The sequence below is a fragment of the Oceanicaulis sp. LC35 genome (assembly GCF_052055585.1).
Classification (GTDB): domain Bacteria; phylum Pseudomonadota; class Alphaproteobacteria; order Caulobacterales; family Maricaulaceae; genus Oceanicaulis.
The window spans coordinates 2,449,013-2,472,630 of the sequence record NZ_CP170485.1 but is presented as its reverse complement, the minus strand read 5'-3'; the positions used below and the strand labels follow the sequence as shown (position 1 = coordinate 2,472,630).

Below are 23,618 nucleotides of genomic sequence, written 5' to 3'. Positions count from 1 at the left end.
GCTTGCGCCCGGGCTTTTGCATTTCAGCGTTCAGAACACCTAGTCCTGCATCATCGCATCGCGGATGGCGCGGAACTCGTTGTCCTCATACCAGTTCGGCCAGTCCTCGGAATCGGTGAGTTGGCGCGAAACGCGGTACATCAGCTCGGTGGATTGCACGAAGCCGCCCATGTCCCAGTTCGGGTCAAACTCGTCAGCGGGTTTGTGATAGGCCTGCAGGCGATAGGCGGTCTCGATCTGGGCGGCATAGTCCCGGCCATGCTCGGCGCTCACCGAACCGGAATCCGCATAGAGCATCGGCACGCCGCGGCGCGCCAGCGTCACGTGGTCAGAACGATAGAAATAGCCCGCCTCCGGATTGGGATCGGGGCTGATATACATGCTGTCCGCCTCGACTTCAGCCTGCAGCAGGTCTTCAAGCTCGGACGCGCCATAGCCGATCACCACGATATCCTCGGTGCGACCAATCGGCAGGATGCCGTCGAAGTTGAAGCCGCCCACGGTCTGATCGAGCGGGATCAGCGGGTTCTGGGCGTAGTATTCAGAGCCCAGCAGGCCCTGCTCCTCGGCGGTGACGGCGACGAAGATCACCGAACGTTCAGGCGCCGTTTCAGCCTTGGCATAGGCTTCCGCCAGCTCCAGCAGAGCCGCGACGCCGGTCGCATTGTCGATGGCGCCGTTATAGATCTGGTCGTCACCGGCAAAGTTCAGGCGGATGCCGATATGGTCCCAATGGGCCATGAACAGCACGTATTCGTCCGGGCGCTCGGAACCCTCGACCATGCCGGCGACATTGTTCGAGGTCAGGGTGCGCAGCGAGTTGGTGAGCGAGGCGCTCATGGACGCACGGCCCATATCCACCGGCTCGAAATCGGGGCTGATCGCAGCGGCGCTCAGCTCGGCGAAATCAAGATCGAGGGCGGAGAACAGCTCGGTCGCCTTGTCCTCGGTGATCCAGGCCTGAACGTCGGCGCGTTCCTGACCGGCGGACGAGGCGAGGGTGAACTGCGGACCCGACCAGCTCGACTGCACCGTGCCCCAGGGATAGGCGGCCGGGGCGGTCTGGTGGACGATGATCGCGCCTTCAGCGCCCTGACGGGCGGCTTCTTCGTATTTGTAGGTCCAGCGGCCGTAATAGGTCATGGCCGAGCCGTTGAACAAACCGGAATCGGGATCGGCGAAACCCGGATCATTGATCAGGATGACGACGGTCTTGCCGGTGACGTCCACGCCCTCATAGTCGTTCCAGCCATATTCAGGCGCGACTACGCCATAGCCTACGAACACCAGCTCGGAGTCTTCAAGACTGACCTGTTCCTCGGGGTTCTGGGACCAGTAGACCACGTCCACATTGGTCTGAAGGCCCATGGGCTCGCCATCAATGGTGATGTCAAAGCTCGAGGCGCTCTCGTCCAGCGTGGATTCGATCAGCGGCACGGGCTGATACCAGCCGCGTTCCTCGCCAGCCGGCTCAAGGCCGATGGCCTCCATTTCCTCGGCGATCCAGGTGGCGGCCTGTTCGCCATGTTCTGACGCCGGGCCACGACCTTCGAAGCGATCATCGGCCAGCGCGGAAATCCGGTAGGCGAAGTCCGCTTCGGTGATGGCGACATCGCTCGACTGGTGCGCCGGATAGGCGGAGCTGCTCTCGGTGCTCTCGGGCGCAGCGGCTGTGTCTTCGCTCGGCTGGGCGGCCGGCGGCTCGCTGCACGCCGTGAGCGCCAGCGCGGCGACACCAGACGTTATAAAGTAACGTAACATTGTGACTCCCCACATGAATTCCTGATGCGTGCATCGTGCATTGATCCCCCATGGGCGCAAGTCCGTCGCGAAGGGGGCCTCGACAGCACGGGGCAAAGCGGTCACTCTGGGGGTGAACGACGTTCACTTGCCCGGAAGAGGCGAGGGCGTCCGGGGCGACAGGCCCTGAAGCGGGAGGGAGAGATCGCGCCATGGACATAGCGGCGCTGGATGCGGTGCAGATTCAACTCGCGCCGGGAGCAAGCCTGATTCTGCCGGCCATTCTGGCGATCCTGATGTTCGCCGTGGCGCTGGACGTGCATGTTGAGGACTTCTCGCAGCTTCGGGCCCGGCCCGGCCGGTTCCTCGGTGCGGCGGCGGCGCAGATCATTGGCCTGCCGCTGGCGACCCTGGCGTTGATCTATGTGCTCAACCCGCCGCCTTCCATTGCGCTGGGCATGATCGTGGTGGCTTGCTGTCCGGGCGGCAATGTCTCCAACTTCCTGACCCATCTGGCGCGCGGGGATACGGCGCTGTCGGTCTCCCTGACCGCCACGTCCAGTCTTGCCGCCGCGCTTCTGACGCCGGTTTCGATCCTGTTCTGGACCTCGCTTTATGGTCCGGCGGATGCGCTGGTGAACTCCATCGAGGTCTCGCCCATCCCCTTCGTGCTGCAAACCACACTGCTGCTGGCTGTTCCGCTGGCGGTGGGAATGGGAATTGCGCACCGCTTTCCGAAAACCGCGCATCGCTTGCGCCCGGTCTTTCTGATCGCGGGACTGTTGGGGCTTGCGGGCATGGTGATCGGCGGGGTCAGTGCGAACTGGGCCCTGTTCACCGCCACGGCGGGCACCGTGCTGGTCATCGCGATGATCCATAATGCGGTGGCGTTCGGCGTCGGGGCGGCGTCAGCCCGTGTGCTGGGGTTCGAGACCGCCGGACGGCGCTCGGTGACCTTCGAGGTGGGCATCCAGAACACCGGGCTGGGGCTCGTGATCCTTCTGGGCCAGTTCGAGGGCGTCGGCGGGGCCGCCGCGATCACCGCAATCTGGGCGGTCTGGCATTTGTTCAGCGGCGGCGCGCTCGCCGGTTTCTATCGCGGGCTCGACTGGGTCCGCTCACAAAAGAACGCCGAAACGGCGTCATAAAATCCATCAGCGGGAGGACGACATGGCGGACTATGATCTGAAAATCACAGGCGGCATGATCCATGAAGGCGAGGGCGGTTCGCCCTATATCGGCGATGTGGGCGTCAAGGATGGCCGCATCGTCGCCGTGGGCGAGGCGCCGGGCGAGGCCAAAGAGGTGATCGACGCCAAAGGCTGCATCATCACCCCCGGTTTTATCGACGTTCACACCCATTATGACGGTCAGGCCACCTGGGATGACCGGATGGAGCCGTCCATCAAGCATGGGGTGACCACCGCCATCATGGGCAATTGCGGGGTGGGCTTTGCGCCGGTGCGCAAGTCCGACCATGAGCGCCTGATCAAGCTGATGGAAGGGGTGGAGGATATTCCCGGCACCGCACTGGCCGAAGGCCTGAGCTGGGATTGGGAGAGCTTCCCCGACTATATGGACGCGCTGGAGAAAACCCCGCGCACGCTCGATATCGCCGCGATGGTCGGCCACGACCCGCTACGCGTCTATGTGATGGATGAGCGGGCGAGCTTTGACCAGCAGGCCAATGACAACGAGATCGCCAGAATGCGTGATCTGGTGGCCGAGGCGCTGGATGCGGGCGCGATCGGCTTCGCCACCGGTCGCTCTGACCTGCACCGCACCGCAGACGGGGAATGGACCCCGGCGTCTGAAGCCACCACCAGGGAGCTGACCGGCATCGCCAGCGCCTTTGCAGGCCGTGATCATGGCGTCATTCAGGCCGTGTCCGACTTTGATCTCGAGCGTGATCAGTCGCGCTTTGAAGAAGAGTGGAAGGTCGTGGAGGAGTATGTCCGCGCCGCTGGCGGTCGTCCGTTCTCCATGTCGCTGATGCAGCGTGATTTCGCGCCGGACCAATGGCGCAAGATCCTCAAAGGGCTCGAGAAGCTCGACGCCGAGGGCTACACCGTCCGCGCCCAGGTGGCGCCACGCGCCATCGGGGTGTTTCTGGGGCTGCAATGCACCTTCCACCCCTTCATGGGCTTCCCGGCCTATAAGGACATCGCGCACATGCCGCTTGATGAGCGCGTGGCGGTGATGAAGACCGATATCTTCCGCAAGAAGATCCTGAGCCAGAAATCGGACAAGCTCGCCGGTCCCGGCAGCTCGGTTCCGCCCATCGCCGATCTTCTGATCGAAAACATGGAGATGGTGGCCGCCAAGCTCTTCACCCTGTCGGAAAACCCCGATTACGAACAGCCGCCCGAACAATCGATCGGCGCGAAAGCGCAGGCGCGCGGCGTGTCGGTCTGGGAAGAGTTGTTTGATACGGTGATCGCGCGCGATGGCCGCGAGCTGATCTATCTGCCGATCTATAACTATACCGAGCTGAGCTATGACAATGTGCTGACCATGATGCAGCACCCGCTCGCCATTCCGGGCCTGTCTGATGGCGGCGCCCATGTGGGCACGGTCTGTGACGCGAGCTTCCCCAGCTATCTGTTGAGCTATTGGACGCGCGACCGCACGCGCGGGCCGCGCATTGCGCCTGAGCGCGCCGTGCAGATGCTGACCGCCGACATCGCCGATTATCTGGGCCTCAGTGATCGCGGCCGGATCAAGCCCGGCATGAAGGCTGATCTCAACGTCATCGATTACCAGAAACTGCGCCTGCACCCGCCGCGCCTGGTCAAGGACCTGCCCGCCGGCGGTCAGCGCCTCTTGCAGGACGCCGAAGGCTATCGCGCGACGATCGTCTCGGGCGAGGTCGTGGTGCGGGATGATCAGGTGACGGACGCGCGTCCGGGCCGGCTGGTCCGCGCCGGGCGGCAGGAAGCGTTGGCGGCGGAGTAGGATGGACTATTTTGATTTTTTTCGCTCGGCGAGCCAAGTATCAAAATTCTTTCGAGCATGATCGTACAGTAGGGGAGCGTAGTGCTTTTTAGAGTTTAAGTATAATGCGTGGCGAATGGAATTAAATGGTTTAAACTCTTTTTCTATATCTCGTTGATAGTTGGATATAACTTCTAGTGAATTAAGGGCCTGCTCGAAATCGCTAGAGGTTATATCCTTGTTGCAGGATCTGATATCCCTTACAAATGAATCACTACCTTTTTGTCTAAATTCTTGATCGGGGAAATGAGGGGAGCTTAGCTTTATAAATGAGAAAACATCGAGTTTTTTGCTTTCAAAATCTTGAGAAAGATATTCGGGGTCTGTATTAATAGTTGAAGATTCCAAATCAGATACATCGTCTCTAATATTAATGAATTCTTGATCTGCAAGTTCAAATAGAGCCGCTAGTCTAGATATCCTTCTTTTTAGTTTGGTGGGTATTTCAGACTTATATTTTAACTTGTGGTCAACTTCGCTCCAGGCATCTTGAACGATGCTCCTGATTTGGAGTTCAAATTTCGCATCTTTTGCAATTTTGTACTCTTGTAGCTCTGTCCTGATGCCTTTCATTTTGAGGTCTAGGTGAAGTCCTTTATATCCAAATTGATTCTCAATTTCTTCAATGGCAGAGGATTTGTCGGTGGTCCCTAGTATTTCAAAGTCTTCTTGAAGTAGTTTCTTGATTTTAGGTATATCGTCCTCATATAGAAGTACGATTCTAACGCCCATAATATCTGTTATTGCTTCAAATAATTCGTCTGCACTATTAACATTCGATCGATACTTTCTTTCGTATTTATCAAGACAGGATTCCGCCTCTTTTATTCTATAAGTAACCTTAGAAAATTCTATATCTGAATCTCTAACGATGACAAATATAAGGTCTCGTATTATTTTACATGCGGTTTTGAGTGTATAGTTCTTTTCACTATATTGATTCCGAAAGCGCTCTTTGAAGCGGGTGGAGTCGGTCATGTCTGCGAAATGTTCTAGTTTTTTACGCTTTTCAATTGTCGACATGATCAGCTTTCCCAGAGAGAACTACTCCACCAGTAGTCGCCTCTTAGGATAGCTTTGTTATATCTTCTGGTAAAGTTGCCGCCTTGATAATGTGAGGCCTAGCGCCCTAGCGCACATAGCTTGCGCCATTGACGTCGAAGGTGGCGCCGGTGGCGCTTTTGCAGGCGCCGGACAGCAGGAAGGCGCACAGCCGACCCAGCTCGTCCGGGGTCGCCATATCGCCGTAGGGGACTTCGGACAGCGCCATCTTGCGGTCATCAGGGTCCTGGGGCGCCATTTCGGTGTCGATCCAGCCCGGCGCGATGGCGTAGGCCAGAAGGCCCCGGCCTGAATAGGCGCGCGCCAGGGTCTTGATCATCGCAATGAGCCCCGCTTTGGACGCGGCGTAGGCGGGATGGTCGGCGTCATCGCCGCGATGGCCCGCGCGCGAGCTGATCGCCACCAGCGCGCCGCCCTCGGCGCCATCCACCCAGTCCTGCGCCGCGCACCGGGCGAGATCCGCGCAGCTTTGCAGATTGATCTGCAGGGTGCGCGCCCAGTTCTGCTGCCAGATATCGGCGGGGTCATGCACGCTCGCCGCTTCAAAGACGCCGTGATTGAGCACAAGGCCGTGGATCGGTCCGTCTGCGATGGTTTTCGCTTGCGCCCAGGCCGGTTCCGCGGCGGCGGGGTCGGAGAAATCGGCCTGCACCAGTCCGATGGCGTTCTCGCCCAGCTCGCTCGCCATGGCCTTGGCGGCGTCCGTGTTGCGGGCATAGCCCAGGATCACCTTGCCGCCTGCGGCTGCGATCTGGCGGGCGATGCCCGCACCGGCCCCGCGTGAGGCGCCGGTGACGAAGACAGTCTGGTTTTCAAGGCTGATCATGAGGGCGGTCCTATTGCGGCGTCAGGCTCAGGACATGGCTGCCCTCAGGCGCGGATGCAACATCCCAGTCATCGCGGATCTCGAAATACTCGCCCGCCGCCCAGCGAGGGGCGAGGTCGCCATGATGGGGCGAGAGCGGGTGACCCGACTGACCCGGCGCGAACATGTAGAGCGAGTTGTTGAGGTCTGACAGGTCATAGACCGCGCGCAGGGAGGCGCCGTGATAGACGTCATAGCTGCCCGAGGCATAGCTGAAATGGGCCACATTGATCGTGGCGCCGTCGCCCGGCACGGGCACGCGGTTGGCGAACATCGCGCCGATCAGCGGCAGGCTGTCGAACGGGTGGTCGAAATCGGCCACATGCATGTCGCCCCATCGCCAGCTGTTCATGTCGCGGCCGAAGGCGTCTGCGGTCTCGGCCATGGCGGCGTCCAGCGCCAGCCCGGCGGTGATGGCGCAGGTCTCCACGGCATCGGTGCGCACATCATCACACCAGGCCGCGGCCTCACCGGTCAGGACCTCTTCCAGGAAGGCGCGACGCGGCTGGTTGAAGGCGACGGCCAGCGTATCCAGCTCGTCATTCCAGATCGCACCGGACAGGACGCGCAACCAGGCGGAATAGATCAGTGCTTCGGGGCCATCCGCATTGAGTGCGCCATCCCACGCCTCAAGCTTGGCGAGCGCTTCCGCGCCCAGCTGGCTTTCCGGCTCGGATCCGAGAAGCACAGGCAGAAGACGCAGCGCCTGCAAGCTTGTCACATCCATTTGCAGGCTGGTGAAGCTTTCAAGAGTGTGGCGCTCGCGGGCGTTCAGTAATTCCTCGATACGCGGCGCGCGGTAGGTCGCATAGGAGCCGGGCAGGGCGTAGGGATAGTCGGGCCCCGCCACGAGATTGTTGCCTGACGCGATGAAGCCGCCTTGCGGATTGCGCACGCGAGGCAGCTCGTCAAAGGGCACAAAGCCCGTCCAGTCGCCGTTCTCGTCCCGGATCGGCAGGAGGCCGGCGGTGGTGTAGCCGATGGTGCCGTCCTCGCTGGCGAAATGCATGTTCTGCATGGGCGCGGTCCAGCCGCGTCCCGCCTCGACGAACTCGTCAAAGCTTTGCGCCTGCATGATAGCGAGGGTGGCGTCTGCGACGCGGTTGCCGGGCGCGGTGACGGTGGAGCGGCGGACGATGATGGCGTCCTCGTCAAAACCGCGCAGATCGAACCATTCCGGGTTCAGGATCGGACCGTCTTCGGTCTCCTCGACCGTGATCGTGACCGGCTCGCTGCGACCCTTGATGGAGATGGCTTCGGTGCGGGTGGTGATCGTTTCGGTTTCGCGAGTGCGCTCGAGAATGTCGATCACGTCAAAGCCGGTATTGGTGAAGCCCCAGGCAGCGTGGGCGTTGCGGCCCAGAATGACGAAGGGCGCGCCGGGCACCGTGCCGCCCACAACCGGGCCATAGGACAGGTTCAGGCGCACATAATACCAGATCGCCGGGGTGCTGAGCCCCAGATGCGGGTCGTTGGCGAGCAGGGGACGCCCCGTTTCCGACCGTTCGCCCGAAATCACCCAGGCGTTCGAGCCGGGCTGGTTGTCTGATTGCGCGGCGGGCGCTTCAGCGGGCGGCAAGGGTTGGGTCTGGACCTCGCCAAACCGGGCGCGCATGTCCTCGGCTTTCAGCATGGTCGGCGCCCAGTCCGGGAAGCTCATGGTGAACTGGGCGAGCTGTTCGGCGGACAGGATATCGTCCAGAAGCGCGCGGTCCATGTCCGGTCCTGCGCCTGCGGCCAGATCATTGGCGAGAAGGACCACGATGGCGGCGCTGTCTTCCAGGCTCCACCCTTCGGGCGCGGTGCGCAGGACGGCGTATTCAGGCGCGACGGAGCCTTCGGACACGCGCGCATTCACACCGTTCACATAGGCCTGCATCAAGGCGCGCGTCTCATCGGAAAGGTTGGCGACAATGTCCTCGGTCAGGGCGCGAAAGCCATAGGTGCGCGTCTGGGCGTCGGCGCGCAGATAGTCCTCGCCGAACAGGGCGGCGAGTTCGCCACGCATATAGCGACGCGCCAGATCCATCTGGAAATAGCGTTCACTGGCATGCACATAACCAAGCGCCGTCATCACATCGGCATCGGTCTCCCCAAAGATATGGGCAATGCCGTTCTCGTCGCGCACCACATGCGCGGGGTTCTCAAGCGTCGAGAGGGAGACTTCGCCGCTCTCACGCGGCTTGGAGGCGTTGAAGCGCTCCACCAGCCAGGCGCTGACGCCCAGAACGCTGATCAGGGCGAGCGCCAGCACGCCCACGACTATCCGAATGATCCAGGTTTTCATGATCAGCCTCCCCATGGCTTCAGTTTCGCGGCGCTCAAGATCAGAACTTGTCAGGCGCTTCAGCGTTCAAACTCTTCATTAAGTTGTGTCGGCGATAGTTGTTAAAACAATTTCAAGGCTCGCCCCCATGTCCCATTCTTCCACTGCACCTGTTTGTGAAGAAGCGATCTGCAAGTGCGCCGAGCCGTTTCCTGAACGCCTGAGCTTCGCGTTCCAGCCGATTATCGACTTCAAGACCCGCTCGATTTTTGCGCAGGAAGCGCTGGTGCGTGGGCCCGAGGGACAGTCTGCGGGCTCGATCCTGTCCAAGGTCAATCCTGACAACATGCACGCCTTTGACCGGCATTGCCGTATCCAGGCGCTCAAGGCCGCCAGCCGCACTCTGGCGCGGCGCGGCGAGTTGTTGTCGCTGAACACCATGCCCAACGCGGTCTATGATCCCGCGACCTGCCTGCGCACGACGCTGGCGGCGGCGACGGCGAACGGGTTTCCGATCGAGCAGATCATGTTCGAGATGACCGAGCATGAAGCGGTCACCGATCCCGACCATTTCGCGATGATCGTCAAATCCTACAAGGATATGGGTTTCACCACCGCGCTCGATGATTTCGGGTCGGGCGGAGCCGGGCTGACGCTTCTGGCCTCGGTCATGCCAGACATCATCAAGCTCGACATGGAGCTTGTGCGCAATGTGCATATCAGCCCGGTCAAACGCACGATCCTGTCGGCGCTGGTGGAGATTTGCGACAAGTTCGGCATCCGCATCATCGCCGAGGGCATTGAGGTCAAGGCCGAGGCGCGCGCCCTGCTGGATCTGGGGATCACCCTGTTTCAAGGCTATTACTTCTCCAGACCGCAACTGAATGACGCGCCTACGGCGGATGACATCAACTGGACGATCGCGGGCTAGCCCGCCTGCAGCTTCTTGAAGAACTCAAACACCTTGCCATAGGGCGGGCGGACCAGACGGCTGGGGTGCCAGACCGGCGCTTCGAATACGCCCCGCTCATGGGTGAAAGTCAGAAACCCCGTCTCGCCATGATAGGCGCCATAGCCTGATGCGCCGACGCCGCCAAAGGGCAGATCCTCGACCGACAGGTGCAGCAAGGGCAGGTTCACCGCCGCGCCGCCTGAAATGGTCTTGGACAGGAAGTTGCGGGCGGTCTGTTTGGATTTGGACCAGATATAGAGCGCCAGCGGACGGTCCCGCTCATTGATGAAACGGGCGGCGTCTTCCAGGCCGTCATGGCTGAGAACGGGCAGGATTGGCCCGAAAATCTCTTCCTGCATGAGTTTGGACTCGAGCGGCGGATCAACGACCACAGTGGGCGGGAAGATGCGGGTATTGCCGGCCTTGGCCTTGTCAAAGGCCAGCTGATGCACCTCGGCGCCGGCATTGCGGGCTTCCTCGACCATCTGGCTCAGACGCGCATGGTGACGTTCTGAAATGATGGCGGTGTAGTCCTCATTGGTCGCCACGTCGGGCCACATCTGCGCGGTCTCGTGCATGACCGCATCCACAAAGCTCTTCTCCGATCCCTTGGGAACCAGCGCGTAGTCCGGCGCCACACAGGTCTGCCCGGCATTGAGGAACTTGCCCCAGGCCAACGTCTTCGCGGCTTCGGCAGGGTCAAAATCAGGAGCGATGACGGCGGGCGACTTGCCGCCCAGCTCCAGCGTGACGGGGGTCAGGTTTTCCGCCGCCGCCTTGGCGACGATACGGCCGACCTGGGTCGAGCCGGTATAAAACAGATGATCAAAGGGCAGTGCGGTGAAGGCGCTCGCCTCTTCAACGCCGCCTTCGATCACCGCCACATGATCCTCGCTGAAGAGCTCGGCCAGGCTGGACTTGATCAGGGCTGCGGTGCGCGGGGTGAACTCGCTGGGCTTGATCATCACCCGGCACCCGGCGGCGAGGGCGGCGACCAGCGGAGCGAAAGCCAGCTGCATGGAATAGTTCCAGGGCGAGACTATGCCGACGACGCCCTTGGGCTCGCGGCGGATATAGGCATTGCCCGGCGCCAGGGTCATCGGCACGGAGACGCGTTTCGAGCTCATCCATTTGGGCAGGTGCTGCCGCGAGTGCTTGGCCGTTGCGATGGTGAAGCCGAGCTCTGCCAGGGCGGTTTCCGATTTCGAGCGGCGACCGAAATCGGCGTCGATCGCCTCGGCGAATGCGTCGCCGCGCGCCTTGACGAGTTTCTCGATCTTCTCAAGGTCGGCCTTGCGTTCAGACAGGCTGCGATGGCGCTCGTTCTCGAACGCCGCCTTCTGGCGGGCGAAGATGTCTTGCAGGGCGTCCAGGGACGGCGATTGGGTCGCTTGGGTGTCAGGCATGAGAGCTCTCCCTAGCTCGAACGGATCATCTCGGCGGCGCGCGTGGCGATCATGATGGTGGGGGCGTTGGTATTGCCGCCGACAATGCGGGGCATGACCGAGGCGTCGATGACACGCAGACCCTTGACGCCGCGCACCCGGCATTCAGGATCGGTCACGGACAGCTCCCCATTCCCCATCGCACAGGTGGAGGTGGGGTGGTAAAGCGTTTCAGCGCGGGCGCGGACCTCATCGGTCAGGCTCGCGCGGCTCGCTTGCGGATCGGCCGGCAGGTCCAGCGCCTGGAACTCGCCGTCAAAGGCGTCGCTCAACAGGATGTCGCGCGCGATCTCCAGACAATCGGTCATCACCTCCACATCCTCTTCATGATCGAGATAGTTGGGATCGATCGAGATGGGGGTGCGCGGGTCGGCATCCTTCAGGCGAAGCTGGCCCCGGCTCTGCGGGTAGAGGTGGCAGGCGTGAAGGCTCATCCCGTGCCCGGTCAGGGTTTCGCGCCCATGCGGGCTTGCGAGCGCCGGGATGAAGACGAGCTGGATATCAGGCCGGTCACGCGCCCGGCTGGATCGGATGAAGCCGCAGCCCTGTACCGGATTCACGGTGAAATTGCCGGTGCCGGTCAGCGCCCATTGCATCACATCGCGGGCGGTCGCGGGGAATTTGCGCGCCGAATAGCCGATCGAGGCGGCGGATTTCGTGCGCGCCCGCGCCAGAATATCCAGATGGTCCTGCAGGTTCTCTCCGACGCCGGGCAGGTCGTGTTCGACGCTGACGCCCACTTCGCGCAGATGGTCCGCCGGACCGATGCCGGACAACATCAGAAGCTGGGGCGAGTTGATGGCGCCGCCCGAGAGGATCACCTCGCGCATTGCAGCGACGGTTTTCATCTCGCCATTGGTCTCGATCAGCACGCCGGTCGCCTGACCGTTCTCAAGCACGATCTTGTGGGCGAGAGCGTCGGTGATGACGGTCAGGTTCGGGCGTTGCATGGCGGGTTTGAGAAAGGCGTCCGCCGCAGACCAGCGTTTGCCCGCCTTCTGGGTGACCTGATAGGTCCCGAAGCCTTCCTGACGGGCGCCGTTATGGTCGTCATTCTCCGGGATCTGACGCCGGCGACAGGCCTCGAAATAGCGATGGGTCAGAGGGTTGAGCGGACCGATCGTCTTCACGTTCAGCGGCCCGCCCTGGCCGTGGAAAGGCGCGCCATGGTTCTCGTTATTCTCAACCGACTTGAAGGCCTCAAGGGCGGCGTCGCCATCCCAGCCGGTCGCGCCGTACGCGCTTTCCCACTCGTCGTAATTCTCCAGGGCGCCGCGCATGTAATGCATGGCGTTGATGGAGGAGGAGCCGCCCAGCGTCTTGCCGCGCGGCCAGTACAGCGCCCGGTCATTGAGGTTCTTTTGCGGTTCGGTCCAGTAATCCCAGTTGATCGCCGGATTGGTGATCGCGAACTGCAAGAGCATGGGCGTCTTGATGACGGCCTTGTTGTCAGAGCCGCCAGCCTCGAGCACGCAAACGCTGACATCGCGATCCTGGCTCAGGCGTTCGGCGAGCACGCAACCGGCTGATCCTGCGCCGACAATGACATAGTCGAACTGCTGACCCTCGGCGTCATTCATGGCTGCGGCTCCAGCTCGGCGGGCGTCTCCGGGGCGGGGTCGGTCTCGGTTTCGGGCGCGACGTCTGACGCAGGGCCATGCGCGTCAAAGCGGCTATAGGGCGCGACCGTGTGGGCGATGGCGCGGAAAACCGCCGTCATCTCCACATTCCGGTCGGTCCAGTTCGGGTCGCCGGCATTCTGGGCGATGACGAGATCGCGGTTGCGGTCCATCCAGATATACTGACCGAACACGCCGGCGGCGTAGAACTCGCGGTCATAGTTTTCCGGAATCCAGAAGTGCAGGCCATAGCCGCGATGGGCGTAACGGCTGGCGCCGGGTTCATGGGAGGGAGTGGGCGGGGTCGAGACCATGTTCACCCAGCCTTCGGGCAACAGGCGCTCTCCATTCCAGACCCCGTCCTGCAGGTAGAGCTGACCGAGGCGCGCATAATCCTCGCTGCTGGCCTGCAAACAGCAATATCCGATCGCGATCCCCTCAGGGCCGGGCTTGTGCTGCAGCCAGCTGGCCTCGTTCGTCATGCCCAGGGGCGCCCAGAGCTCACGCTCCATGATGTCCGCGAGACGGCCTTCATAGACATTCCGCACGACGGCGGAGAGCACATGGGAGTTGGGGCTGATATAGTGGAAGTCCTCGCCCGGTTCGCGGTCGCGCGTAATGGTGGCGATCATCTCGTCGGGATTGCGGCGCAGGATGAAGGCGTTGAAGAACAGCGGGCGCACATCGGACGGCGCGTCGGCGCTGTATTCCTCGTTGAAGTCCATGCCCGAGGACATCATCAGCAAATGGCGCAGGCTCGTCGCGCCATAATCGGTTCCGGCATATTCGGGCGCGTATTGCTCCACCGTGTCATCCAGGCTGTCGATCCGGCCTTCATACAGCGCCTTGCCGATCAGGGTCGCGACGAAGGATTTGCCGACGGACCAGGAGGTGAAGCGCGACTCCGCGCCAGCCTCATGGCCATAGATCTGGGCGACGACTTCACCCCGGTGCAATACGGTCAGCCCGGTCACCTGGGCTTCCTCGAGATACTGCTGGAGGGTCTTGGTCTCTCCCTGCCACTCATAGCTGATGTCCAGCGGTCGCAGATTGTGCGGGAAGGGAGAGGGAGCGGTCGCAGGGATGAGTGTGTTTGGCAGGAACTCGTCCATGCGCTGATAGGTCTGCGGGTATTGCTCCGGATCGTCCAGGGCGCGGATCTTGGCCGGCGCATAGCTGGACCAAGGACGATAATACCAGCCGGCGCCGGCCAGTCCGAGCAAGATCAGTGCTGTCAGCACCGCTGTCACAATGCGCATCATGCGTTCTCTCCCCGCAAGCGTTCACCCTATCAATCCGCATCATACGGAGTGGGCAAATCATCTTTTGTCGGAGTGAACACCTTTCAGAGAGTGAGCGCCAGTCAAAACGGCCCGCACGCCTTGGGAGGATGCGTCACTGCGAGGGCGTGAGGCGCAGGATCTGCCCGTCGGGCGATTCCGCCAGCAGCCAGATCGCCCCGTCCGGACCGGAAATGACCTGACGGATTCGTTGCTCGCGCTCGTGCAGCAGACGCTCCTCGCCGACGACGGCGCCGGCTTCGAGATCAAGCCGGTGCAGCGCCTGGCCCGCCAGGGCGGTGACCAGAAGGTCGCCCTGCCAGTCTGCAAACAGGTCGCCCTCATAAAGCGCCATGCCGGAGGGGGCGATGGACGGGGTCCAGACCCAGGCCGGTGCGTGAAAGCCGTCATGCTCGAAATAGGGCGAGATGCGCGCGCCATTGTAATCCAGCCCCATGGTCGCAATCGGCCAGCCGTAATTGTCGCCGGGCGTGATGGCGTTGAGCTCGTCACCGCCTTGCGGGCCGTGCTCGTGGGTCCAGATGGCTCCGCTCGCCTCATCCAGCGCAATGCCCTGCATGTTCCGGTGGCCATAGCTGAAGACATAGGCGGCCAGCCCGCCCTCATCCGCGAAGGGGTTGTCGGCGGGGGCGCTCCCGTCCGGGTTCAGGCGCAGCAAGGCCCCCAGATGATTGGTGCGGACCTGCGCCTGTTCGCGATAGGCGAAGCCTTCACCCGCGGTCATCAGCAGCGTTCCGTCTGGCAGGAAAGCGAGGCGTGCGCCGTAATGGGCGCTCGTGCTGCGCATCGGCTCGGCGCGGAAGATCGTTTCCCCCTCCACCAGGGCGCCGTCCTCAAGCCGGGCCCGGTAGAGGGCCGGCGTGTTGGCGTCCGCTGTCCCGGACGCATAGCTGAGAAAGACAAGGCCGCTGGTCTCGAAGTCCGGGCTCAACGCCAGATCAAACAAGCCTGCCTGCCCCTCCGCGAACACATCGTCCGGCCCGCCGGGAACGTCGCTGAGTGCGCCATCGCGAAGCCATTTCACGCCGCCATTGCGCTCGCTTACTAGCGCCGACCCGTTGGGCAGGAAAGCCAGGTCCCACGGCGTGGCGAGGCCTTCGGCAATCACCTCCACCTGATAGAGCGCAGGATCAAGATCGGTGGCGGGCGGCGCGGCGTCCGGCGCCTGCGTACAGGCGCCGAATACGGGCGCCAGAGCGGTCAGGATGATGCCGGTTCGGGTCAGTCGGACCATGATGGTTCCCTCGCGCTGGGGTTTGCGGCACTGTGTGGCCTTCGATCAGTGCGCACTATGAGCCGGTCCCGGCGCTCGCGCAAAGGGGGAGCAAGTCATGGCGATCATTCGCGTGGTCATCGCCAATCTGGCGGCTGTGGTGGCCATGATGGTGCTGGGCGTCATCGCGCAGAGCCTGTTCGTGCTTTCCGGGCTCGCTTCGGTGGGGGCGGATATCCGCGCTGCGGACGCGCTGGCCATGATGGCTGATGATCTGGTCGGGCTCGGACCGCTCTACGCCATCTTCATCGCTCTGGGGCTGGCGCTCGCGCTTCCCGCGGCGGCACTGGTCGGGCGGATCATCAAGGTGCCGCGCGCGCTCGTCTTCGGCGTTGCGGGGCTGGTGTGCATGGCTGTCATGCTGACCTTGATGAAAGAGGTTTTCTTCGGCGTGCAGGTCATCGCCGGCGCGCGCAGCCTCTGGGGGTTCTGGGCGCAGGCGCTTGCGGGCGGTGTGTCCGGGCTGGCGTTTGCGGCGCTGACGCCCGCGCCGGGAGGTCAAAATCGTCCGTAAGCGGGTTTACCTTGTTCTCAATTCCGGGCGCTGGTTGACGTGGATTTCAACCGGGCGAATGTTGCGCAGCATAACTTCCCACAGCTTTGCGTATTTCCTTTGTTTGCAAGGGCTTGCCTGCTTCTTATGGAGGCTGGGCCGTCCTCGAATGTGATTTTTCCGCAACGCTGGGGCGCTGATTGGAAGAAGTCAGCATGACAAACGGCAAAAACCCTGCATAAGCTAAATTCAATTGCGACTAGCGGACGCGTCGAGAACGCCGCATCGTACTGATATCAGGGGAGGAGACCTGAATGACTCGTTTGACCAAAGCAGCCGTACTGGGGGCGACGGCGCTCGCTGCAGGCCTGGTGGCCACGCCGGCGATGGCCCAGCAACCCGACGTCATCACCGTCACCGCGCAAAAGCGCGAGCAGACCCTGCAGGAGACCCCGGTCTCCGTTGCGGTCGTGACCGATGCTGCGATCCAGCAGTCCTCGATCCGCGATGCGGCGGACCTGCAGACCCTGGTGCCGTCCCTGCGCGTGGCGGAATTCGCCGCGTCCACCAACACCGAATTCAATCTGCGCGGCATCGGCACGTCGAGCTTCAACCCGGGCCTCGAGCCGTCCGTGGGCGTGTTTGTCGACGGTGTCTATCGCCCGCGTTCGGGCTCGGCCATCAACGATCTTCTGTCCATTGAGCGTGTCGAGGTCATTCGCGGCCCGCAATCCACGCTGTTCGGTCGCAACACCCCGGCTGGCGTTGTGAGCTTCATCACCAAGGAACCCGAGTTCGAGTTCGGCGGCGATGCGGAAGTGACCGCAGGCAGCTTTGGCCAGTTCGTCGCCAAGGCGACGGTCACCGGCCCGATCATCGAGGACGTTCTGGCCTTCCGTCTGGATGCGACCACGCACACCAATGACGGCTATCTGGACAATGTCGCGCCGAATGCGCAGCGCGAACAGCTCAATGACCGCAACCGTCAATCCTATCGCGGCCAGCTGATGTGGTACCCCTCCGACAACACCGAGGTTCGCGTGATCGCGGATCTGGGCGTGATCGACGAGAACTGCTGCGCCGCGCCGTTCGCCTTCTACGACCCGATCGACCAGGGCGCGATCATCGCGCTGGGCGGCACCGCGCTTCCGGCTGATCCCCATGACGGTCAGATCGCGGTCGACGGCAATGTGAACACCCAGCTCGACACTGCGGGCATCTCCGCGCAGATCGACCACGAGTTTGATGGCTTCACCTTTACCTCGATCACCGCGTATCGCACCTATGACGAGAGCCAGAACATCGATGCGGACTTCTCCGATATCGACCTTCTGGGCGCGCGTAACATCGACAACGAATACAACAGCTTCACCCAGGAATTCCGCTTCACCTCCAATGGCGGCGAATTCATCGACTGGATGTTCGGCGGCTTCTATTACAAGAACGAGCTCGAGTTCAATCAGCGCCTGGTTTACGGCGATGACACCAAGGCGTTCTTCGATCTCGCTTCCGCAGATCAGGTGGCGGATCTGGTCGCTGCGTTCGGTCTTCCGGCCGGCACGGGCGGCGTGACGCTGACCGAGACGCTGATCGGTCTGAACAACCAGCTGGGCGTGAATGGTGTTCCGCTTGTTCCGGCAGGTGGTTACCTGCAACCGGGCATGGGCGTTGAGCGCGAGAACTACCAGTACGACACCGAGTCCTGGTCCGCTTTCGGTCAGTTCGACATCAACTTCACCGATCGTCTGACCCTGACCATCGGCGGTCGCTATACCGAAGAAGACAAGGAGATGCAGACGCAGATCAACATCAATGATCCGCTCTCTGCTCTGAGCTTCACCTCGCTGGGCGCCAATCTGCGCCTGCCGGAAGCCTCGCTCTGCCCGTCCTTCCCCGATGGCAATTCCTGCCCGTTCCTGCTGACCACGGTTCTGGCCCAGCAGGCCGCAGCTGATCCGACGCTGGCCGCGCAGCTGGAAGGCGCGCTTCAGGCTTCGGGCATTCCGGGCGCGACCCTGGCCAACCCGTTCGTGGTCTATGACCCGACCGTGGCGGCGTTCCTGGCCAACACCCCGTTCAACATTCTGACCGCCTTCAGCGCGTTCCAGAACTTCGGCCCGGTTGACGCCAGCCAGTATCCGACCTCGCGGTCTGACGACAATTTCTCCTACAACGCCATCCTCAGCTATGATGTGACCGATACGTTCAACATCTATGCGAGCTATTCCACCGGCTTCAAACCGGGCGGGTTCAACCTGTCCTATGAAGCGGCGGAAACGGGCATCTTCGAGTTTGAAGAAGAGGATGCGAGCTCCTGGGAAATCGGCGCCAAGGGCAGCCTGCTGGACGGCTCGCTCGTCTACGCCGTCAGCTATTTCAACCAGGAAATCGAAGGCTTCCAGTCCGAAGCGTTTGTGGGCACCGGTTTCGCCCTGGCGAATGCGGGCTCCATCGAAGTCAGCGGCATCGAGTTTGACTTCAGCTACGCACCGACCGATCGCCTGTTCTTCACCCTGGGCGGCACCTATCTGATCGACGACAAGTTCGGTGAGTATCTGTACGCGCCGTGCCCGGACAGCTCGCCGCTGTTCGGTCCGGTCTGGGATCCGACCGACCCGACCTTCGCAGCCTGTAACGCGCCGCGCACCAACGATCAGGGTCAGACCGGCACCTTCAACGACCTCTCTGGCGTTGATCGCGGCAATCCGGAGCTGGTGGCGTCCTTTACCGGCACCTACACCCATCCGATCAATGATCGCCTGGACCTGATCCTGCGCGGTGAAGCCCAGCACACTTCTGAATTCAACCTGGTGGCCAGCCTGGACCCGCGTCCGGTCGCCAATCAGGATGCGTTCACGCTCTACAACGCCTCGGTGACCCTGTCGGCCGCCGACGAGAGCTGGGCGGTTCAGTTCTGGGGCCGCAACATTACCGAAGAGGAATACGTCAAGGGCGGCTTCCCGTCGGTGGGTTATCTGGGCGCCAGCTTCAACAACTATCCCGGTGACCCGCGCACCTATGGCGTCACCCTGCGCGCGCGCTTCTAGGCGATACGCACCGCAGACAGATTAACGGCGCCGGAGCGATCCGGCGCCGTTTTTCTTTGCGGCGGGCGGGGCGTATCGCCTCTTGCTTTTTCGGGGTGAACGGCGTTCAGTTTAGTCATGAATGACGGTATGACATACGCGCTCGCTCTGGTCGGGGCGACCTTCGGCATCGGGCTGATTGTTCTTCTGAACATCGCCATGGGCTGGACACGCTTGCGCCTGAACAGCGAAGAGACGGCGAAGCGCTTTCTCAAACGCGATGTCATGGGGTTCGTGGTTGGGGGTGAGCAGGCGCTGACCCCGGACCGTCGCGGTTATCTCTGCCTTGAAGCCAATGGCGCGCGGGTCGGCCTGGTCCTCGCCCGTGGCGACAATGCCGTCGTGCGCGCCCTGAGAGCCGGAGAGATCCGCAGCGTTGATGTGCAGGGCTCCACGCTGACGATAACGATGTATGATTACACCTTGCCGCGTGCGGTGCTGGATCTGGGCCGGGAAGGCCAGACCCAGGACTGGGCCGACCGGCTAGAGGCGTTTGTGCGCCAACCGCGGCGCGCGTCCAGGAAAGAGGCTCAACATGCCGAATCTGCCTGATCCCATCCTGTGGGCCATTCCCGGCTTCATCCTTCTGGTGATCGCCGAGATGATCTATGGCCGTCTGACCGGCAAGACCCGGTTCGAGCCGCGCGATACGGCGGCCAGCCTTGTCATGGGGCTGGGCAATACGGTGTCGGGCCTGTTGCTGGGCGGGATTGTTGTGGCGTGGTTGGTGTTCGTCGAGCAGTTTGCGCTCTTTGACATCGGCTGGGCCTGGTACTGGTTCGTGATCGCCTTCGTGCTTGATGACTTCGTGTACTATTGGAGCCATCGTTGGGCGCACACCGTGCGCTGGTGGTGGGCGGACCATGTGGTTCACCATTCCAGCCAGCACTACAATCTCTCAACCGCCCTGCGTCAGCCCTGGCTGAACCCGCTGACCCTGAAGTTCATCTTTCTGGGCAGCTGGATGGTGCTGATCGGTTTCCCGCCGGCGATGATCGCCTTTGTGGCCGCCTTGAACCTGATCTATCAGTTCTGGATTCACACCGAGGCGATCAAGCGCCTTCCGGCGCCGGTGGAATGGCTGATGAACACGCCCAGCCACCACCGCGTCCACCACGCCACAAATCCGCGCTATCTGGATCGCAATTACGCAGGCGTCTTCATCATCTGGGATCGCATGTTCGGCACGTTCGAGCCTGAATCCGATGAAGAAGAAATCCGCTACGGCATTGTGCGCAATCTGGGCACCCATAATCCGCTGACCATTTGCCTGCATGAATGGTGGGGCATCCTCAAGGATGTGAAGTCGGCCCGGTCTCCGCGTGACGTGCTGGGCTACTGGCTGGGCCCGCCGGGTTGGTCGCCCGATGGCAGTCGGGACACGTCCGCCACCCTCAAGGCGCGCTGGCTGGAGGAGCAGGGGCTGACGCCGCCGCGCTCCAACGAAACCCAACCGCCCGTGGCCGCGGAATAGCGTCTCGCGCTGCAGCAATGAAGGATTGTCCTTCAATTCCAATGTAGGGACCCCAGTATTCTGGGCCTCTATGCTGCGCCGCACCTGAAGGTTTTATCAAATATCTCGTCATTCTCCTGTCTTTCTCTGGACAGAGGGGTGTTGCTTGATCCAAGGTTGAGAAGTGAACGCCGTTCAGTGCTTGCGCAAGACAGGCCGGCGGCGAAGAGCTGGCGCGACCGGTTCATCCTGGACAGGCTCGCGCGCAGGCTCTTCCAGCATCAGGCGGGAGGCCCCCATGACAGCGTTGCGTGACCTTTACCCCATGCCCGGCATCGATCCGCACTGGCATGTGCCCAATGAATTCGATGCGGTGTTTGACTGGCGCTTTGATGAGGGCCGGACGACGCTGATGCACCTGTACCAGAAGGGCAAGGACATGCAGTGGGATGCGGTCAACCGCATCGATTGGGAGCTTGATCTCGACCCCGAGAACCCGATGGAAATGCCAGATGAGGCGGTGGCCATTTACGGCTCGGATGTCTGGAACAAGATGACCAGCAAAGAGCGCATCGAACTGCGCCGACATACCCAGTCCTGGAACATCTCCCAGTTTCTGCAAGGCGAGCAGGCCGCGTTGCTGGCGGCTTCCAAGATCGTTCAGGCGGTGCCGGATCTTGATGCGAAATTCTATGCGGCCACCCAGGTCATGGATGAAGCGCGCCATGTGGAGGCCTATCGCAAGCTGCTGGGCAAGTTCGGCGTCGCCTATCCGATGACTGACCCCTTGCAGGGGCTGGTCAATGATGCGCTTTCGGATTCGCGCTGGGATGTGACCTATCTCGCCATGCAGGTTGTGATCGAGGGCTTGGCGCTGGCGGCGTTCGGCACCATTCGCGATCTGGCCCAGAACCCGCTGGCGCGAATGGTCAACGCCTATGTCATGGAAGACGAAGCGCGCCATGTGGCGTTCGGGCGGCTCTCGCTGCGCGATTACTATCCCCAGCTGACCCAGAAGGAGCGTGACGAGCGCGAGGAATTCCTTGTGGAGGCCTGCTATCTGATGCGCGATCGCATGACCCGCTCGAAAGAGATCTACGAGGTGCTGGGCCTGCCTGAAGCGGAGTGTCAGGAGTTCACCGAGAACTCCGAGATCGTGAAGCTCTACCGCACGCTCCTGTTCCAGCGCATCGTGCCGATCGTGAAGGATATCGGCCTGTGGGGGCCGAAGATCCAGCGCGCCTATGAGGATATGGGCGTGTTGCACTTCGCCGAGCTCGATCCGCAGGCGCTGCAGGATGAGGATGAGCGGATCGCCCGTGAAATTGATGGTGAGCAGACCGGCCGGGTTGATCCGGGCAAGGCGCGCAAGGATTACATCCACGCGGTCGCCCGGGAAGGCGCAGCCGGCGCGGCGGAATAGGGCGCGTCACACATGTTTGCCTCACTCGCCGTCTCGGCCTTTGCGTCGGGGCGGCGATTTTTTGCGCGATCCTCGCTGGAGCCGCAGGTTAACGCCTGTTAAGACTTGGCGTCAGGGGGCGTGAAGCATGATCTGGCGACTGGTGATCGGCGCAATGGCGGCGTTGGCGTTTGAGGGCGCCTGTCTGGCCGTGACGGCGGAGCGCAGCTGGACAGCGCGCTGGACGGACGCGGAAATCGTCGCGCTGAGCGACGCCCTTTCCGAAGCCTGGACCCATGGGCTGGACCCGTCCGACTACCCTGACCCGCAAAGCGTGCGCGACATGCCGTTTGGCGCGCGCCGGGATGAGATGGCGCGTGCGATCTGGTTTGACTATGCCGAGGATCTCGCCTTCGGGGTGGTGGACCCGCGCGCGCTTGATGCGGACTGGACCGCGCCCATTCATGATGTGGACCTTCTGACGGCCTATGCCGTCGCCCGCGAAGGGCAGGGCATCTATGAGAGCCTGGAGGCGCTGGCGCCGTCCCACCCTGATTATCAGGCCCTGCGCTCCGAGCTGATCCGGCGGCTGACGCTGGTGGAGGCGCCCATACGGGTGCCGCCGGGGGACGCCCTGTCGCTGGGCGATGAAGGACCGCGCGTGGATACGCTGCGCGCCCGGCTGGCCCAGCTGGGCCTTTTGCCGGGGGACATTCAGATGGGTGCGCCCTTTGACGGGCGACTGGAAAGCGCGGTGATGCGCTTTCAGACCCGCTACAATCTGGCCGCAGATGGAGAGGCGGGCGCCTCGACCCTTGCCGAGCTTAATGCCGGGGATGCGCGGCGCATCAACCAGATCCGCGCCAATCTCGAACGCTGGCGCTGGCTGCCCGCCGAGCTGGGCGAGCGCCATATCAGGGTCAATATCGCAGACTACCGGCTGGAGGCCTGGGAAAACGGCGAGGTGGCGCGCACGCACCAGGCCATGATTGGCCGGCGCTATTCGCGAACGCCGGTCTTCTCCGAGGACATGTCGATCATCGAGATCAATCCGTACTGGCTGACCCCGACCAGCCTCGGTCAACGCTGGGTCCGCGCCTTCCGCACCAGTCCGGCCTATGCGCTCTCACAAGGCTATCGGCTGGTGGACCTTGATACCGGGCGGCGTGTGGATCCGTATCAGGCGGACTGGGCGAACCGGCGTTATCGCGTGATCCAGGCGCCCGGGCCGAACAACGCCATGGGGCGGGTGAAGTTTCTCTTCCCCAATGTCCATAATGTCTACATCCACGACACGCCCCATCGCGAGTTGTTCGCCAACGCCCAGCGGGACGATTCCTCGGGCTGTGTCAGGGTGGAGAATCCCGAGGACCTCGCGATCTGGGTCCTGTCCGCCGAGGGCTGGAGTGCGCAGGCCGTTCGGGAAGCCTTTGATTCAGGAGAGACGCGCCGCATTCGCCTGCGCCATGAAGTGCCGGTTCATATCCTGTATTTCACGGCCGTCTCGGACGCGATGGGGCAGGTCCGCTTTGTCCATGACGTGTATGGCCGGGATGAGCGTCTTGTCGCGGCATTGGCCGATCCGCCGCTCTACAGGCCGGAACCGGAGGCGTCTGAACCCTCGTCAGAAGAGCTGGAGACCGAAGTCGCGCCCAGTCCCTGAGGGG

17 protein-coding genes are annotated in these 23,618 nt (G+C 62.2%); 9 read left to right on the top strand and 8 right to left on the bottom strand.

The window, feature by feature from the left end; genetic code table 11:
* Window positions 1-39: 39 nt before the first annotated feature.
* Window positions 40-1,761 (bottom strand): M28 family metallopeptidase, encoded by a 1,722-nt coding sequence (locus ACFELO_RS11810; RefSeq protein WP_440957962.1) that lies wholly within the window; start codon window positions 1,759-1,761, stop codon window positions 40-42.
* 191 nt (window positions 1,762-1,952) lie between these two features.
* On the opposite strand from ACFELO_RS11810, the gene ACFELO_RS11805 reads away from it, so the two are divergent.
* A complete protein-coding gene (locus tag ACFELO_RS11805) occupies window positions 1,953-2,888 on the top strand; it encodes a bile acid:sodium symporter family protein (protein WP_440957961.1) in 936 nt (311 codons plus the stop codon).
* Window positions 2,889-2,910: 22 nt separating this feature from the next.
* Window positions 2,911-4,695, top strand: coding sequence for an N-acyl-D-amino-acid deacylase family protein (locus ACFELO_RS11800; RefSeq protein ID WP_440957960.1), 1,785 nt, complete (start codon window positions 2,911-2,913; stop codon window positions 4,693-4,695).
* 6 nt (window positions 4,696-4,701) lie between these two features.
* Here the strand turns inward: ACFELO_RS11800 and ACFELO_RS11795 are convergent, their stop codons facing one another.
* The 3 genes from ACFELO_RS11795 to ACFELO_RS11785 form a co-directional block, all read right to left on the bottom strand.
* Entirely contained in the window at window positions 4,702-5,757 is a 1,056-nt protein-coding gene (locus tag ACFELO_RS11795; RefSeq protein WP_440957959.1) for a GTP pyrophosphokinase, read from the bottom strand.
* Between the two features lie 106 nt (window positions 5,758-5,863).
* Window positions 5,864-6,622: an SDR family NAD(P)-dependent oxidoreductase gene (locus ACFELO_RS11790; protein WP_440957958.1), complete on the bottom strand. Its 759-nt coding sequence runs from the start codon at window positions 6,620-6,622 to the stop codon at window positions 5,864-5,866.
* A gap of 10 nt (window positions 6,623-6,632) precedes the next feature.
* Entirely contained in the window at window positions 6,633-8,948 is a 2,316-nt protein-coding gene (locus tag ACFELO_RS11785; protein ID WP_440957957.1) for a penicillin acylase family protein, read from the bottom strand.
* A 127-nt stretch (window positions 8,949-9,075) separates the two neighbouring features.
* Between ACFELO_RS11785 and ACFELO_RS11780 the strand changes: the two genes are divergently transcribed.
* On the top strand, window positions 9,076-9,858 hold the full coding sequence (locus tag ACFELO_RS11780) for an EAL domain-containing protein (RefSeq protein WP_440957956.1): 783 nt from the start codon (window positions 9,076-9,078) through the stop codon (window positions 9,856-9,858).
* Here the strand turns inward: ACFELO_RS11780 and ACFELO_RS11775 are convergent.
* The 4 genes from ACFELO_RS11775 to ACFELO_RS11760 form a co-directional block, all read right to left on the bottom strand.
* Window positions 9,855-11,285 (bottom strand): coniferyl aldehyde dehydrogenase, encoded by a 1,431-nt coding sequence (locus ACFELO_RS11775; RefSeq protein ID WP_440957955.1) that lies wholly within the window; start codon window positions 11,283-11,285, stop codon window positions 9,855-9,857. The genes ACFELO_RS11780 and ACFELO_RS11775 overlap by 4 nt on opposite strands.
* Before the next feature lie 11 nt (window positions 11,286-11,296).
* Window positions 11,297-12,904: a GMC family oxidoreductase gene (locus tag ACFELO_RS11770; protein WP_440957954.1), complete on the bottom strand. Its 1,608-nt coding sequence runs from the start codon at window positions 12,902-12,904 to the stop codon at window positions 11,297-11,299.
* Window positions 12,901-14,205: a serine hydrolase domain-containing protein gene (locus tag ACFELO_RS11765; protein ID WP_440957953.1), complete on the bottom strand. Its 1,305-nt coding sequence runs from the start codon at window positions 14,203-14,205 to the stop codon at window positions 12,901-12,903. The genes ACFELO_RS11770 and ACFELO_RS11765 overlap by 4 nt, the downstream gene beginning before the upstream one ends.
* Window positions 14,206-14,338: 133 nt before the next feature.
* Window positions 14,339-15,478, bottom strand: coding sequence for a PQQ-dependent sugar dehydrogenase (locus ACFELO_RS11760; RefSeq protein ID WP_440957952.1), 1,140 nt, complete (start codon window positions 15,476-15,478; stop codon window positions 14,339-14,341).
* A 97-nt stretch (window positions 15,479-15,575) separates the two neighbouring features.
* Between ACFELO_RS11760 and ACFELO_RS11755 the strand changes: the two genes are divergently transcribed.
* From ACFELO_RS11755 to ACFELO_RS11730, 6 genes are all read left to right on the top strand, one after another.
* Window positions 15,576-16,031 carry a hypothetical protein gene (locus tag ACFELO_RS11755; RefSeq protein ID WP_440957951.1) on the top strand — a complete coding sequence of 152 codons (456 nt, stop codon included), beginning with the start codon at window positions 15,576-15,578 and terminating at the stop codon, window positions 16,029-16,031.
* A 293-nt stretch (window positions 16,032-16,324) separates the two neighbouring features.
* Entirely contained in the window at window positions 16,325-19,057 is a 2,733-nt protein-coding gene (locus ACFELO_RS11750) for a TonB-dependent receptor (protein WP_440957950.1), read from the top strand.
* 129 nt (window positions 19,058-19,186) lie between these two features.
* On the top strand, window positions 19,187-19,648 hold the full coding sequence (locus ACFELO_RS11745; RefSeq protein WP_440957949.1) for a hypothetical protein: 462 nt from the start codon (window positions 19,187-19,189) through the stop codon (window positions 19,646-19,648).
* The gene (locus ACFELO_RS11740) at window positions 19,632-20,570 is read left to right on the top strand and encodes a sterol desaturase family protein (RefSeq protein ID WP_440957948.1); all 939 of its coding nucleotides are present in this window, start codon (window positions 19,632-19,634) and stop codon (window positions 20,568-20,570) included. Before ACFELO_RS11745 ends, ACFELO_RS11740 begins: the two co-directional genes overlap by 17 nt.
* A gap of 277 nt (window positions 20,571-20,847) precedes the next feature.
* Window positions 20,848-21,972 (top strand): ferritin-like domain-containing protein, encoded by a 1,125-nt coding sequence (locus ACFELO_RS11735; RefSeq protein ID WP_440957947.1) that lies wholly within the window; start codon window positions 20,848-20,850, stop codon window positions 21,970-21,972.
* A 127-nt stretch (window positions 21,973-22,099) separates the two neighbouring features.
* A complete protein-coding gene (locus ACFELO_RS11730; protein WP_440957946.1) occupies window positions 22,100-23,614 on the top strand; it encodes a L,D-transpeptidase family protein in 1,515 nt (504 codons plus the stop codon).
* Window positions 23,615-23,618: the final 4 nt, after the last annotated feature.